12 protein-coding genes and 1 pseudogene are annotated in these 14675 nt (G+C 27.4%); 8 read left to right on the forward strand and 5 right to left on the reverse strand.

Annotated elements, in window-relative coordinates; all coding sequences use genetic code 11:
- Nucleotides 1–397 (forward strand): annotated as a pseudogene (locus ELQ09_RS08360) (flagellin); the annotation flags it as partial.
- A 19-nt stretch (nucleotides 398–416) separates the two neighbouring features.
- Here ELQ09_RS08360 and ELQ09_RS01040 read toward each other — a convergent pair.
- Genes ELQ09_RS01040 through pseI form a run of 4 tightly spaced genes read right to left on the reverse strand, consistent with a single transcriptional unit; the run spans nucleotide 417 to nucleotide 7179 of the window.
- A complete protein-coding gene (locus tag ELQ09_RS01040) occupies nucleotides 417–2318 on the reverse strand; it encodes a motility associated factor glycosyltransferase family protein (protein ID WP_070233614.1) in 1902 nt (633 codons plus the stop codon).
- Nucleotides 2308–4278 carry a motility associated factor glycosyltransferase family protein gene (locus ELQ09_RS01045; protein ID WP_134263707.1) on the reverse strand — a complete coding sequence of 657 codons (1971 nt, stop codon included), beginning with the start codon at nucleotides 4276–4278 and terminating at the stop codon, nucleotides 2308–2310. The genes ELQ09_RS01040 and ELQ09_RS01045 overlap by 11 nt, the downstream gene beginning before the upstream one ends.
- A 13-nt stretch (nucleotides 4279–4291) precedes the next feature.
- A complete protein-coding gene (locus ELQ09_RS01050; protein WP_134263708.1) occupies nucleotides 4292–6151 on the reverse strand; it encodes a motility associated factor glycosyltransferase family protein in 1860 nt (619 codons plus the stop codon).
- Entirely contained in the window at nucleotides 6148–7179 is a 1032-nt protein-coding gene (gene pseI / locus ELQ09_RS01055; protein WP_134263709.1) for a pseudaminic acid synthase, read from the reverse strand. The genes ELQ09_RS01050 and pseI overlap by 4 nt, the downstream gene beginning before the upstream one ends.
- A 77-nt stretch (nucleotides 7180–7256) precedes the next feature.
- Here pseI and ELQ09_RS01060 point away from each other — a divergent pair, with 77 nt between their 5' ends.
- From ELQ09_RS01060 to ELQ09_RS01090, 7 genes are read left to right on the forward strand one after another with little or no spacing between them, the layout of a single operon-like run.
- Complete coding sequence (locus ELQ09_RS01060) at nucleotides 7257–8270, forward strand: DegT/DnrJ/EryC1/StrS family aminotransferase (protein ID WP_166739816.1); 1014 nt, start codon at nucleotides 7257–7259, stop codon at nucleotides 8268–8270.
- A 12-nt stretch (nucleotides 8271–8282) separates the two neighbouring features.
- Nucleotides 8283–8942 (forward strand): class I SAM-dependent methyltransferase, encoded by a 660-nt coding sequence (locus ELQ09_RS01065; protein ID WP_070248365.1) that lies wholly within the window; start codon nucleotides 8283–8285, stop codon nucleotides 8940–8942.
- An 11-nt stretch (nucleotides 8943–8953) separates the two neighbouring features.
- Nucleotides 8954–9646 (forward strand): CDP-alcohol phosphatidyltransferase family protein, encoded by a 693-nt coding sequence (locus ELQ09_RS01070; RefSeq protein ID WP_070298115.1) that lies wholly within the window; start codon nucleotides 8954–8956, stop codon nucleotides 9644–9646.
- On the forward strand, nucleotides 9633–10643 hold the full coding sequence (locus ELQ09_RS01075) for a radical SAM protein (protein ID WP_070248369.1): 1011 nt from the start codon (nucleotides 9633–9635) through the stop codon (nucleotides 10641–10643). The genes ELQ09_RS01070 and ELQ09_RS01075 overlap by 14 nt, the downstream gene beginning before the upstream one ends.
- Before the next feature lie 5 nt (nucleotides 10644–10648).
- Complete coding sequence (gene aepX, locus ELQ09_RS01080; RefSeq protein ID WP_052858199.1) at nucleotides 10649–11959, forward strand: phosphoenolpyruvate mutase; 1311 nt, start codon at nucleotides 10649–10651, stop codon at nucleotides 11957–11959.
- Nucleotides 11956–13047 carry a phosphonopyruvate decarboxylase gene (gene aepY / locus ELQ09_RS01085; protein WP_134263711.1) on the forward strand — a complete coding sequence of 364 codons (1092 nt, stop codon included), beginning with the start codon at nucleotides 11956–11958 and terminating at the stop codon, nucleotides 13045–13047. Before aepX ends, aepY begins: the two co-directional genes overlap by 4 nt.
- Nucleotides 13032–13529, forward strand: a complete 498-nt coding sequence (locus ELQ09_RS01090; RefSeq protein WP_070248374.1) for an adenylyl-sulfate kinase — start codon at nucleotides 13032–13034, stop codon at nucleotides 13527–13529. Before aepY ends, ELQ09_RS01090 begins: the two co-directional genes overlap by 16 nt.
- Here the strand turns inward: ELQ09_RS01090 and ELQ09_RS01095 are convergent.
- Nucleotides 13515–14666, reverse strand: coding sequence for an ATP-grasp domain-containing protein (locus tag ELQ09_RS01095; protein WP_096703080.1), 1152 nt, complete (start codon nucleotides 14664–14666; stop codon nucleotides 13515–13517). The genes ELQ09_RS01090 and ELQ09_RS01095 overlap by 15 nt on opposite strands.
- Nucleotides 14667–14675: the final 9 nt, after the last annotated feature.

Here is a 14675-nt window from a genome sequence, read left to right on the forward strand (position 1 = left end):
TTATACAGGTACCGGTTTTTCTAGTGGTTCTGGACAATCTCAATTTGCCACTTTAAAAATTTCAGCAGATAATAAAGCAGGAGCTACTTATAAAAATGCAGGTGTAACTACGCTTAAAGGTGCTATGGCAGTAATGGATATAGTAGAGACTGCTACGACAAATCTTGATCAAATCAGAGCAGACATAGGTTCAGTTCAAAATCAACTCCAAGTTACGATCAATAATATCACGGTAACTCAAGTCAATGTAAAAGCAGCTGAATCAACTATCAGAGATGTGGATTTTGCAGCTGAGAGTGCGAATTTCTCAAAGTATAATATCCTAGCTCAAAGTGGATCTTATGCGATGAGCCAAGCTAATGCAGTTCAACAAAATGTCTTAAAACTTTTACAATAAATGAGGATTTTATCCTCATTTATAAGAGTTTTCTTTTTTCAAGTTCATCTTGTAAAGGTATGATAGCTTTTTTTAAGATGATATTTTGAGTATCTACAAGATCAAAAATGCTTTCTATTAAGGATTCATGAGCATAAAGCCAAGCAAAAAGTTTATTTTGTCTTTCACTTTCATTACTAATTTTTTGGGTATATAAAGGAGCCAATAAACTTTCTTCATGATATAGTGTTGGTCCTAAAATTTCATTTAAAAAATAATAATGTTTTGATTCAATACGAGTTTTAAATTTATCTAAATTTTTATTGATTTGCTCTAGGGTGAGCTTAGACTTTCCTTTTTTTAATGAAGTTAATTGATTTTTAACTTTTTTACATTCTTTTAAAAAAGTTTGAGTTAAACTCATTTGCTTTTTGATCTTTTTATAAGCATCTAACATTAACTTATCTCTTTGATTTTTTAAAAGTTTAGGAATTTTAGTAAAAGGTTTTTTTAGATCTTTTTTAAGCAAAGTTTCGCAAATTTCTTTAAAAGGTTTTTCTATAGTTCCTTCTATCCTAGCTCCACCTTCAGTAGCATTATAAGTTTTTATATTATTTTTATTATTTGTATAAATAAAATTTTCAAATATTTCTCTAAATAAAGTCCAAATTATAGAGCTCTGAACTATTCCTTCTCCCCCATAGGCTATAGTAGTGTGCTTATCAAAATCTCTTTCGTGGTGTCCTTTATGAAAATCTTCATATAAAAAGCCTTTAGAATGCGAACTTCCATCTTTTGCATAAGCTAGATCTTGTCCTATTAAAATGATGTTTTTATAGTTTAGATTGATAGCTAGTTCATAGTTCATATGAGCAACGCTTAAACCACAGCTCATATAGCCAAATTCATTAAGGTCTATTGAGCTAGCAAAAGGTAAAGACTTGGTAACTAAGATATATTTTCTTTTACTTTTTTCAAGATAGGTAATAGTGTTTTCATGTGCTAAAGAAGTTACAATAAAAGTAATATCTTGATCAAATTCTTTAAAGTCATTATTAAAACATTCTGCTGTATAGTGATCTCTTTCCATCATACAAACATAATCAGGCTTTATATCATGCCTTGCTAGTATAGCATAAGCACTATCAGCACAAAAAATAGTTGCTTTGTTTGCATGCTGTTTAAGCAAAGGAAGTTGTTTTTCAAGACTAGGACCTGTAGAAACTATGATAGCCACATTTTCATCTTTGGTATTTTTTCTTTTTTTAAGTAAGGTTTGATAGCTTGGATGAGAGATCATTTTTGGGATATTTTGGACAAATTGTTCTATACCTTGCATAGCATCTTTTGGGTCATTTCCTCTTCTAAGACTAATATTTCTAATGGCTTTAGAATTTAAAGTGTTAACTTGTAGTATATCTTCTTCATAATTTTTATAAAAATTAGAATGTAAAAGTAGCTTATATGTTCTAAAGAAGTATTCCACTTCTCTTAAAGAAAATATTCTATCAACTTTGGTATAGTTCATATGATGGGTATAAACTAAGATCAACCTCCCTTTTCTTAATTCTTCGCTAAAATCAATCAAATTAAGAGCAATAAAAATAATTTCAATTTCTTTTTCAAAAACAACGATTCTTTTATGATTTTCATTTTGAAGCAAGGCTTTGTATAAAATTCCATTTCCAAGACCGTAAAAAAATAAAGATGGATATCTTTGATATTCTTTAAAAAATTCAATTTTTTCTTCTAATTCTTTTAAAGGATTTTTATAAATGGTTTTTAAATTTCTTTTTTGGATGATATTGATATCTAAATTATCTTTACCAAGAGAATAAGAAAAATATCTTAATTCTTTTATTTTTTTTAATTCTTCTTTGAGTTCTTTATATTCTTGATCATTCATATTTTTTAGATTTTTATTAAAAATTTCATTTTGCATTGTTTATTTTCCTTATATATTTTGTTAAATTTCTTTTTTTGAGTTCATTTTCTAAAGGAGTGATATTTTCTATCAAAGCTTTTTCTTGAGCTTTGATATGTTCATAAACCATATCAAAAAATTCTATATGTTCTTTTACCCATAGTAAAGATTTGTTATAAGAATCTTCTAAGGTTTTTGGATTTAAGACATAAATTCTTGCCAAATTAAGTTCAAATTGAGTTAAAAGAGGACCCAAAATTTCATAAAGATCTAGCATATTTTTTCCATCTTCAAGTTTAGTTTTGATTTTATCGATTTCTTGTATGAGATAATCAAGTATTTCTTTACCTTCATTTAAATTTGAGATTAAACTAAGATTGGAAAAACTTTCTAAGATGTGTTTATAAGATTTTAAAAGTTCATCTGAAAAATCTTGACAGTGTTTTATGCTTTTGCATATTTTATAATAACTTTTTAGCAATAATTCATCTTGCTTATCTTTGTTTAAAGCTTCTACTTTGGGAAAAGGCTTTTTAAGATCTTCTTTAAGCAAAGTTTCGCAAATTTCTTTAAAAGGTTTTTCTATAGTTCCTTCTATCCTAGCCCCACCTTCGGTGCAGTTATAGGTGGTACAAAGTTTTAGTTTATTGGCTTCAAATATATGTTTTTCTAAAAAATTTCTAAATAAAGTCCAAGCAATCGAACTTTCTACAAAACCTTTTCCACCATAGGCTAAAGTTGTATATTTTCCAAGGTCTTTTTTATAAGCTTCTCCTTTTTTACCAGCTTCAGTTAAATATGTATATCCACTAGAATGCGATTCCCCTTTTTTATTATAAGCTAAATCTTGTCCTATAAAAATAATATTTTGGTGATTTAAATATAGAGCTAAACCATAAGCTATATTGGCCACGCTATGCCCTTCAACCAATTCTCCAAATTTGAAAATCTTTAAATATTTTGCAATTTCAGAACCTCTATAAGCTAACATAAAATTTCTATTATTATGTTTTAAATTTTTTATGGTTTGTGGATGGCTTAGATGAGTTGTGATAAAAATTATATCTTTATCAAATTCTTTAAAATCATTATCAAAAAATTTAGAAGTTAATAAAATTCTTTCTAAGGATAAAACATAATCAGGTTTTATATCATGTTTTGCTAGAATAGGATAAGCACTATCAGCTACTATAATGGTTGCTTTATTAGCATATTGTTTAAGAGTATCTAATTGTTTAGAAAGACTAGGTCCTGTTGAAACGATAATGGCTGTATCACTAAGATTTTCTCTTTGTTTGAGTAAATTTTGATAAGGAGGATGAGTTAACATGGTTGGAAGATTATAAATGAGTTGTTCTATGCCTTGTAAAGCATCTTTAGGATCATTTCCCTTTAAGAGTATGGTATTTTTAAATCTATCCATAAGATTATTATTTAAATTTAATATTTCTTCTTGATCTTTTTCATAATAATCGCTACTAAGTTCTAAAAAATAAGTTCTAGAAAATTCAAAAAAAGGACTAGTTGAACACAAATCATAATAATCTTGAAATTCCAAGGAATTAACATCAAGAATTAAAAGCTTATTTTCTTTTAATTCTTGTGAAAAATCTAAAAGATGAAAGATAATTTTAATGATTTCTAATTCTTTTTCAAAAACAACTATATGTTTATGATATTTATTTTTTAAAAGTGCTTTAAATAAAATTCCATTTCCAAAACCATAAAAATAAAGTACAGGATATAAAAGATATTTTTCATTATAGGTTTTTAACATAATATCAAGTTCTTTTATCGTATCTTTATAAAGAAAAGTATGATTTTTAGTATCTTTTAGGTTGATATCTAAGTTATCTTTGCCTAAGATAAGCTCATAATGAGTGATTGATAATTCTTTTAATTTTTCTTTTAAGGTGGGATTATTTAGTGAATCTAGATTTTTATTAAAAAGTATGGTTTGATTTTTATTGAATTTCATAAGCCTCCTTTTTTTATTTTACTAAAATATCGTCATTTTTGTATTTTTTTAAAGCTTCTTTTATGATTTGGTTTTGAGTATTTAAATACTCAAAGCTTTGTAGCCACCATTTTTCTTGACTGGTTAAAAAGTCTTTAATTTTTTCATTTTGTTCTAAATCATTTAAAACTTCATAATGCATAATTTCACATTCATTATGGTAATATATAGCTTGAGTGAGCTCATTAAAAAGTTTTAATCTTTTAAAATTCTTAAAAAAAATTAAAAGGTTTTGCTTAATTTTTATTAGAGTTTGTAAATTAAGTTGAGATTTACTAAGTTCAAAGTCAAGTTTTTTTAGTTCATTTTGACATTTTTTTATAAATTTTTCACTTTGTTCGACATTTTTAATTAGAAGTTTTTGAGTTTGTAAAAATTTATTTTTAATTTCATTTTTTTCTAAAATTTTAGGCAGATCAAAAGGTTTTTTAAGATCTTCTTTAAGCAAAGCTTCACATGTTTCTTTAAAGGATTTTTCTATAGTTCCTTCTATCCTAGCACCCCCTTCGGTACAATTATAGGTGTTGATTTTTAATTTTTCTTTCGCCCAGAAAATATCTTTTTCAAAGGCTTGTCGGAACAAGTTCCAAGTGAGTTGAGTTCTTACTTGTTTTTCTCCTCCATAAGCAAGCGTATAAACTTCACCGCGTATTTTCTCTCCTTCATTTCCATAGATATGCTCTCTTGGATGAGAGCTTCCATCTTCTGCGTAGGCTAAGTCTTGTCCTATGAAAATGATATTTTCATGCCTTAGACTTGCGGCTAGTTCATAAGCCATATTTGCAACACTCGCTCCAACTCCAATATAACCAAATTCTTTAAGATTTAATGACACGGCAAAGTGCAAAGGACGATGCGCTAGCATATATTTTCTAGAGTTCTTTTCAAGAAATTCAATAACTTCTTTATGAACCACCGAAGCTAGGATAAACAAAATTCCTTTATCAAATTCTTTAAAATCATTATCAAAACACTTAGAAACTATATCATCTCTTTCTAACATGCAAACATAATCAGGTTTTATATCATGTTTTGCTAAAATAGGATAAGCGCTATCAGCACAAAAAATAGTGGCTTTATTTGCATACTTTTTTAGTAAAGGCAATTGTTTGGATAAGCTAGGTCCTGTTGAAACAATGATGGCGTTTTTAACTTTTTGTTTTCTTTCTTTTAAAAAATTTTGAAAAATTCCATGGTTTAAAAGTTTAGGAAGATTATTAAGCATGTGTTTGATACCGATGATAGAATCATAAGGATCATTTCCTTTAGCTAAAACGATAAAGCGAATATTTTCAATAAGTTTTTTGTTAAGTTCTTGTATTTGATGAGTATAGAACTTAAGATAAAAATCACTATGTATAAAAAGATTAAAAATTTTCACACTTTTTTGTATGTATTCATACATAAAAAGTGTTGTAAGTTGTGCAGTAGTGATATTTGGAGTATGAAAAAGTATTAATTTTTCATTTTTTAATTCTTTACTAAAATCAAAAAGATGTAAAGCTAGGGCTAAAATTTCTAGCTCATCTTCAAAAACGATGATGTGTTTATGGTTTTTATTTTCACATAAGGCTTTGTAAAACATACCATTTCCAAAACCATAGAAAAATAATACTGGATATTTTTTATACTTATTTTGAAAAAGAGTTAAATTTTCTAAAAGCTCTTGCTCGGGATTTTTATAAAGCGTGATATTATCTTTTATAAAATTGATTCCATTTTCATTTTGCTGTATTTTAAAATCGTTTTTTTTTAAAGCGCGTAATTTATACGCTAAAATTTGGTCAACTTCAAATAAGGCTTGAGTATTTTTTAAAAAAAGATTTTTATTCATCTAAAATCACTTTCTTTTAAAGCATCGCTAAATTTTATATCTTTAGTAGCTTTTTTTCCTAGAATTTCTTGATAAAATTTAGGATGTAGTCCAAAAGAAGGACGCACGGATTTTACATTTTCTTCGCTGAACATTTCACCTTTTTTGATATCTTTGCTTGCATATAAGCTTCTTGCAAAAATACGATTTTTAAGAGCTTTTTTATCTAAGTCCAACTTACCATCGCCTAAGGCACTTTCGGTCTGTCTAACCGCATCTACCATAGCTTTAAATTCATCAAAATCAAGACTAAATTTACTGTCTTCACTTTCTATGCTTTTATCTAACATAAAATGCTTTTCTATCACTCTAGCTCCAAGTGCTACTGCCATAACAGGGGCTAAAAATCCAAAGCTGTGATCGCTTAGTCCTATTTCAACATTAAATTTTTCTTTTAAACTTACTATGCCTTTTAAATTCATATCTTCTATGGCAGCAGGATAAGCTGAAGTGCATTTTAAAAAGATCAAATCAGGATTTTTTTCTTCTTTGAAAATTTCGCAGATTCTACAAAGCTCTCCTTCTGTAGCAATGCCTGTTGAAACAATAGTAGGTTTTTTTTCTTTGGCGATTAAACGCACAAAATTTTCATCATTGGCTTCAAAAGAAGCGATTTTATAAGCTATAGGATCAAAGCGTTTTAGAAATTCTAAATCTTCTTTAGCAAAGGGGCTTGAAAAACAAAGTATGCCTTCATTTTGTGCGGTTTCAAAGATTTGAGAATGCCACTCATAAGGAGTTTTTGCACTTTCGTAAAGCTCGTAAAGTTTTCTTTTATCCCAAAGCCCACCCTTGATGATAAAATCTTCTTTGTCGCTATTTAGCGTAAGACTATCTGCAGTGTAAGTTTGGATTTTTATCGCATCAGCACCTGCTTTTTTGGCTGCTTTTATGCTTTTAAGTGCCATTTCAAGACTTCCTGCGTGATTTGCACTCAGTTCTGCGATGATAAAAACTTTTTTATCGGTGTTGAAATTTCCTATTTGCATGTTTTAATTCCTAAAATATTATAAAAATTAAACTAAATATCGGTAAAATTATACAATTTTTTATTTAAGGGTTGGATTTGTGTGAAATAGAAAAACTTCTTTCTTTTAAATTTAATCATGAAAATCTTCTCTATACAGGATCTGGAACGAGTGCTTTGTATTTGATTTTTTCTTATTTAAAAAAACAAGGAAAAAGTAAAGTTGCTATTCCTTCTCTCGTGTGCCCTCAGGTTTCTTGTGCAGCATTTAAGGCTGGTTGTGAGCTTGTTTTTATCGATGTTTCTTTATGTAGTTATACTTTAGATTATGAAAGTTGTATTGCTTTATATACAAAATATTCCTATGATGTTTTAGTTTTGGTTCATCTTTATGGACATTTTTGTGATGAGAGAATTTGGAAGTTTTGTTTAGAAAATGATATTTTTATTATAGAAGATTGTGCGCAAACTTATAAGATAGATTTTAGGGCTCATGCAAGTATTTTAAGTTTTGGTCATACTAAATTTTTGGAAAATAATTCATGGGGGGGGGTAATTTTTGTTTACTCTAAAGAAATTTTACAGGATTTATATATAATGAATGAGCACTTAGAATTTAAGGATTTTAAAATATTTTTTGAAGAATATAGGCAAAAATATTATGCTTTGGATTCTAAAGATTTACATTATTTTTCTAAGCTAAAATCTTTGCTTTTGGATTATACTTTGATTTTTAAAGCACAAAATTATGGAAATTTAAAAACTAAACTTAATAATCTAGAAATGATTTGTAAAAATCGTAGAGAAAAAATGCAAATTTATCAAGAAAATTTAGTGCATCGAGATATTATTCATCCTAAATTAAGCCATAATTGTATTTCTTGGCGTTATACTTTTAGATATTTAGGAGATAGGGAAAAACTGCTTGAAAGATTGCGTTTATTGAGAATTGATTGTTCTTCTTGGTATATTCCTTCTCATCAGATTTTTCAAAGTAAGATTTTAAAAAATGCTGAAATTTTATCTCATCAATTGATCAATTTATGGCTTGATGAAAAAATAAGTAAGAAAGAAATTTTTAAAAATGTCGATATAATTATGCAAAATTTGTAAAAAAGGTAAAATATGATTCAACAAAAATGGCACGAATTGCATGCAGATAAAAGACATCAACCGCGTTACCCTAGTAATGATTTAGTAAGTTTTGTTTTTAGAAATTTTAAATCAGGAGATAAAATTTTAGATTTAGGGTGTGGTGCAGGAAGGCATGTTAAATTTTTAGCAGAAAATGGCTTTAAAGCTTTTGGAGTGGATTACTCAGAAAATGGAATTAAAGCCGCTCAAGAGCTTTTAAAAACATACAATCTTCAAGCAGATTTAAAAGTTTCAAGTATAAATGATATTCCTTATGAAGATGAAAGTTTTGATGGTTTACTTTGTTATGGGGTGCTTTATTACAATTCTAAAGAGGTGATAGAAAAAGCAGCTAAAGAAATTTATAGAGTTCTTAAAAAGGGTTCTATGGCCTATGTTGCTGTAAGAAATATGGATGATTATCGTTATAAAAATAATGAGAAAAAGTCAAAATATGAAGTTATTATTCAAGAAAGTGATAAGAATAGATCTGCAAGCTGTGAAGATGGCATGCAAATGTATTTTTTTGATAAAGATGAAGTGCAAAGGATTTTTAAGGATTTTAAAAATATAGAGATTAATCGTTTAAAAACAAGTTATGCAAATGATAGTTTTGCAGATGAAAGCTTTTTGATAATCTTGAAAAAATAAGGTTTATTTTGATGAATTTAGATGAGAGATTAAAAAAAAGACAAAGAAATGAAGTAAAAAGTATGTACATAATAGAGTATTTTTATAGAATTATTCTTGCACGTAGATATTTGCCATTTTTGGCCAAGATAAATATACATCCTATTGCTATTACTGCATTAAATACTATTATTTTCCCTATTACTTTATATTTTTTATATTTTGAGTATTTTTTAGTGAGTGCAATTTTAATTCAAATATATGCTTTAATTGATCATACGGATGGTATGCTTGCACGATATACAAATAAGCAAACTTATATAGGTTCAAGACTTGATCGTTTTAATGATAATGTATTTTTTAATGCAATTTTTATTTTTATAGCATTAGGTGCTAATTTATCTTTATATCTAGCTTTTATGACTATAATTTGTATGAATATTCATAATGCATTTGGAATGTTTTATTTTTCAAAAAAGCTTAGGTCTTTAAAGAAAATTAGAAGATTTGGAATTAAAAAATGGTTTCTTGATAGAAATTTTATTTTAGGTATAGATTGTTCTTTAATGTTGACCTTGGTTAGCTTATTTTTAATTATTGATGAAGTATTTTTGTTATTTTATGTTGTATCGTTTTTATATTTGTTGGATGTTATATATCGTTTTATAGAATTAAAAAGGAATCAAAATTTAGATTTTAAGGAGAAATGCAATGGGAGAAATTAAAGCAGAATCTACTTCAGCAGGAAGAGTTGTAAATAATTCAAAAAAAGATATTGATGCAATTTTTGCAAAGTATTATGGACAAAAATGGTTAGATTATAGAAAAAAATGGTCAGATGCATCTAAACAGATTTTGAATGATTTTCCTTTATTTGTTCGTTTTGAAAATCAATTTAAATGTAATGCCAGATGTATTATGTGTGTTCATGGTCATGCAGACTTAAGGAATGATTATTATTATAATGGATATTTGCCAATTGAAACTTTTAAAAGACTTGTTGATGAGTGTGATGCATATAAATGTCCTTCTGTCGGTATGTCTCAGACTAATGAACCACTTTTAGATCCTGATATTATAGAAAGAATTTGCTATGTTAGTAAAAAAGACAGCATAATGGATATTCATTTTAATACCAACGCTTCACTTCTAGATGAAGAAATGAGTAAAAAACTGCTTGATACTAAGATTACAAGAATGAATTTTAGTATTGATGCTTTTACAGAGGAAACTTATAAAAAAATTAGGCTAGGATTAAACTTTAAAAATGTTGTTAGAAATATAGAGAATTTTTTAAATCTTAAGGCTAAAATGGGTCAAGAATTGCCTATTGTAAGAGTAAGTTTTCTTTTACAAGAAAAAAATAAACATGAACTTGAAGACTTTAAAAATTATTGGGTAGATAAAGTTGATTATGTTTCCGTTCAGCGTTATGTTCCAATTTCTCCATTTGATGATGAAAGAAGTATCGCTATTTCAGATGCCCCTATAGCAGGTAAACAGTGCTGTTCTTATCCTTTTGAATCTCTATTTATTCATGGAGATGGGCTTGTAGTTCCTTGTGCAAGTCATCGTGCTAAACATATTGCTGTAGGTAATATTAATACAGATAATATTTATAATATATGGCATTCTCAAGCTATGGAAGATTTGAGAGAGGCACATAGAAATGGTGATTTAAGTAAAACAAAATTATGTGATACATGTTTATTTAAAGGATAATCAAAATGAACAAAAAGTTAGTTTATGTACCTATGGCTGCAGATATTATTCATCCAGGTCATTTAAATATAATTAAAGAGGCTCAAAAGCTTGGTTATGTTATGATAGGTTTATTTTCAGATCAAGCTATTGCAAGTTATAAAAGAGTGCCTTTTATGAATTTTGAACAGCGCAAACAACTTATAGAATCTATAAAAGGTGTTGATGAAGTTGTTATTCAAAATGAAAAAGATTATGACAATAATTTATTAAAATACAAACCTGATTTTATGGTTCATGGTAGTGATTGGAATGAGGGTCCATTAAATTCTTCAAGAAAAAAAGCTATTGATTTAATGAAAACTTGGGGAGGAAAGGTTATAGAACCGCAATATACTCCAAATATTTCTTCTACAAAACTTAATAAAAATTTAAAGCAATTTGGAATTTTACCTCAAAATAGATTAGGTTCTTTAAGAAAATGTATGAATGCTAAAAGTCTTATAAGGGGTATAGAATCACATAGTGGAATTAGTGCATTAGCTATTGAAAATACATTTTACAAAGATGAAAATGGGATTAATCAAGAGTTTGATTTTTTATGGCTTAGTTCATTAACTGATTCGAGCTCTAAAGGAAAACCTGATATAGAATTTGTAGATTTAACTTCAAGAATAGCTACAGTCAATGATATTTTAGAGGTATCAACAAAACCAATAATTTATGATGGTGATACAGGATCTCAAATTCCACATTTTACATTTATGGTAAAACGATTAGAAAGACTTGGTGTGAGTGCAGTGGTTATTGAGGATAAAATTGGCTTAAAGAAAAACTCTCTTTGCGAAGGTAATGATATAAAACATACTCAAGATTCTATTGAAAATTTTTGTTTAAAAATTCAAGCTGGAAAAAAAGCACAACTTAGTGAAGAATTTATGATTATTGCAAGAATTGAAAGTCTTATTTTAAATCAAGGTATGAATGATGCGATTTCAAGAGCTAGAGCTTATATTGATGCTGGAGCTGATGGTATTATGATTCATTCTCGAAAAAAAGATGGATGCGAAATTATAGAATTTTGCAAAAAATATAATACTTTTAAAGATAGAAAACCATTGATGGTTGTTCCTACAAATTATCCATCACTTGGTGAAAAGAAGTTGCAAGAAGCTGGAGTTAATATTGTAGTATATGCTAATCAATTATTAAGATCTGCATATACAGCAATGCAAAATACTGCTTTGTCTATTCTTAAAAATAAAAGTTCGGTTGAAGCGGATAAAGATTATATTTCTGCTTTGGATTTAATTAATTTAATTAAAGGTAATGAATGATTGATTCTGAAAAATTTGCTTCATTTTTACAGGATCGTTTTTCTTTTATAGCCGGTGTTCCAGATAGTCTTTTAAAATACATAAATCAAGCGTTGGAAGAAAAATTAAGAGAAAATTTTCATATTTGTGCTAATGAAGGACAAGCTGTAGCGTTTGGAATTGCATATAATTTAGCTACATCGAAAATACCCTTGATATATATGCAAAATTCAGGTATAGGTCATGCTTTAAATCCACTTTTATCTCTTGCAGATAAGACGGTGTATCAAATTCCTTTAATTTTATTTATAGGATTAAGAGGAGGAATAGACGATGAGCCCCAGCATTTAAAACATGGGGAAATAAGTGAAAAAATTTTAAAGATTTGCAGTATAAAAACTTTGTATTTATCTCAGAATATTACTACCGCAAAAAGACAAATAAATAAGGCAATTGAACAAAGTTTTAACGATAAAAAAATTATTGCTTTTTTGATCAAAAAAAATACTTTTAGTAAATACTCTAACAATGGTATAAAAAATAACAATTTTGCTATTCTTAGAGAGGAAGCTATTGCTTTAATTCAGGATATTTTTCAAGATTCAAAATTTGTTACTACGACAGGCATGATTTCGAGAGAATGTTATGAACTAAGAAAAAATAAAAATCAAACACATGAAAATGATTTTTTGGTAGTAGGTTCTATGGGACATACCAATTCTTTAGCTTTTATTTTATCTAGATATAGTAAAAAACATATTGTTTGTTTGGATGGAGATGGAGCATTAATTATGCATATGGGCGGAATTTTAAATTTTAAAGGTGCTAGTTTTTTGCATATTGTTTTTAATAATGAAATGCATGATAGTGTTGGAGGGCAAAGAACTCATATATCGAATACAAATTTAAAAAAAATGTTAAAAATTTGTGGGTATGATTATAGTTATTCTGTCGCCACAATTACGCAACTTAAAAGAATACTCAAGAATATTAAAAAGCAAAAAGGTTTGATATTTTTAGAAATAAAAGTTAAACGTCAGACGCGTGATAACTTAGGTCGTCCTAAAAATTTATTACATTTAAAGGAGATTTTTTGTCGGGAGTTTTAGTTTATATTACGGGATTAAGTGGAAGTGGTAAAACAACTTTGGCAAAAGAATTACAAAAAGAATTAATACTGCAAAATATTTATCCCATATTGCTAGATGGCGATGAATTGAGGGCTTGTATAAATAATGCTAATTATGATATTAAGAATCGCATGGAAATGGCAATGTTTTATGTAAAAATTGCCAAAATGCTATATAATCAAGGTTTTATAGTGATTTTATCCACAATTTCTATGTTTGATTCGATAAGGGAATTTAATAGAAATTGTTTTCAAAATTATTTAGAAATTTTTTTAGATGTTTCTTTTGAGATAAGAAAAAAAAGAGATAGTAAAAATTTTTTTAAAAACAAGATGGAAAACATGGCAGGTATTGATCAAATTTTAGAATTACCCAAAAAAAGTCATATTGTTTTAAAAGATGATTTTGATATTAATAATGCAAAAATATTAATTATAAATAAAATATTAAATTTTGTTTAGTAAAAATACATTTATATCTTCATTTAATTTCATTTTAATATAATAATAACCTTTAGAATCCATCAGCGATGAGGAATAATCAAAATTTTCTATATTGTTAAAATGAATTTTTTCTTTAATGAGAAATTCAGGATATAGTGATTTTATTTTTTTATAAAATAAATAATCTTCTTTGGTAAAAATCATTTTAACCAGACAAAAATTTTCAGCTTTTGTATTTATTTTTTTCAACTCTTGTTTTAAAGAACTTTGAATTAAGAGTTGTAAATAATCAATGCCATAAGAATGATATACTAATACATCACGCCAACCCCCCATTCTACTTGCGATTTCTATAATCTTAACTATATTGTTATGAAGTTTAATCTCTATATGTGAAGCTCCAAAATTAATTTTAAAAGCATTTAGAACTTTAATAATTTCATTTTGAATAATTTTTTTTTCATGATGAGTTATCCTAGCAGGAATCAAATGTTGTGTTTCTAAAAAATCATTTGCAAATTCGCCTTCTCGTAAATATTCTTCTGTGATAGCTATAATTTGATGTTTACCATGAGAGCTTATAGCTTCTACACTAAATTGTCTACCTTTTAAAACTTCTTCGGCTAAAACAATTTTATTATAAGAAAAATCTTTAGCTTTGTAAAAATATTTTTTTAAATTTTCTTTATCAAATACTTTTACAACTCCTCTTCCAGCACTTCTATCGCTTGGTTTTACAACAACAGGGAAATTAGCAATTTGTTCTAAATCTTTTTCATCTTTGAGTATAAAGTATTTGGCATGATTGATATTGTTTCTTTCAAATACTTTTTTCATTAAGCTTTTATCTGTAGTATTTTTAGCGCATTCATAAGAATTAGTCCCAAGATTAAGCTTTTCTCCAATGTAGCATACTGTTAAATTTCCAAGTTCTGTAGCAGCAGTAGCAATACCTACTATATTAAATTTGATAGCTAATTCCAGAATTTTTTCTTTATCGGCAATAGAAATAGGATGAAAATAATCTGCTAAATCTTTGCAAAAACAATTTTCATTGTAGTCAAAAACATGAGTGATAAAATCTTTTTTTGCATGTAACACTAAATCCGCTTGTAAATCACCACCGCCAATAATAAAAAAATGTTTGTTTTTCATGAAAACTTT

Source organism: Campylobacter sp. CH186 (assembly GCF_004378925.1).
GTDB classification, from domain to species: Bacteria; Campylobacterota; Campylobacteria; order Campylobacterales; family Campylobacteraceae; genus Campylobacter_D; species Campylobacter_D jejuni.

Excerpts from the sequence above, each read along its gene's own strand:
- ELQ09_RS01070 (WP_070298115.1), top strand. The coding sequence starts at position 8,954 with ATGAATTTAGATGAGAGATTAAAAAAAAGACAAAGAAATGAAGTAAAA.
- aepY (WP_134263711.1), top strand. The coding sequence starts at position 11,956 with ATGATTGATTCTGAAAAATTTGCTTCATTTTTACAGGATCGTTTTTCT.
- ELQ09_RS01075 (WP_070248369.1), top strand. The coding sequence starts at position 9,633 with ATGGGAGAAATTAAAGCAGAATCTACTTCAGCAGGAAGAGTTGTAAAT.
- pseI (WP_134263709.1), bottom strand. The coding sequence starts at position 7,179 with ATGCAAATAGGAAATTTCAACACCGATAAAAAAGTTTTTATCATCGCA.
- ELQ09_RS01045 (WP_134263707.1), bottom strand. The coding sequence starts at position 4,278 with ATGAAATTCAATAAAAATCAAACCATACTTTTTAATAAAAATCTAGAT.
- ELQ09_RS01095 (WP_096703080.1), bottom strand. The coding sequence starts at position 14,666 with ATGAAAAACAAACATTTTTTTATTATTGGCGGTGGTGATTTACAAGCG.
- ELQ09_RS01050 (WP_134263708.1), bottom strand. The coding sequence starts at position 6,151 with ATGAATAAAAATCTTTTTTTAAAAAATACTCAAGCCTTATTTGAAGTT.
- ELQ09_RS01065 (WP_070248365.1), top strand. The coding sequence starts at position 8,283 with ATGATTCAACAAAAATGGCACGAATTGCATGCAGATAAAAGACATCAA.
- aepX (WP_052858199.1), top strand. The coding sequence starts at position 10,649 with ATGAACAAAAAGTTAGTTTATGTACCTATGGCTGCAGATATTATTCAT.
- ELQ09_RS01040 (WP_070233614.1), bottom strand. The coding sequence starts at position 2,318 with ATGCAAAATGAAATTTTTAATAAAAATCTAAAAAATATGAATGATCAA.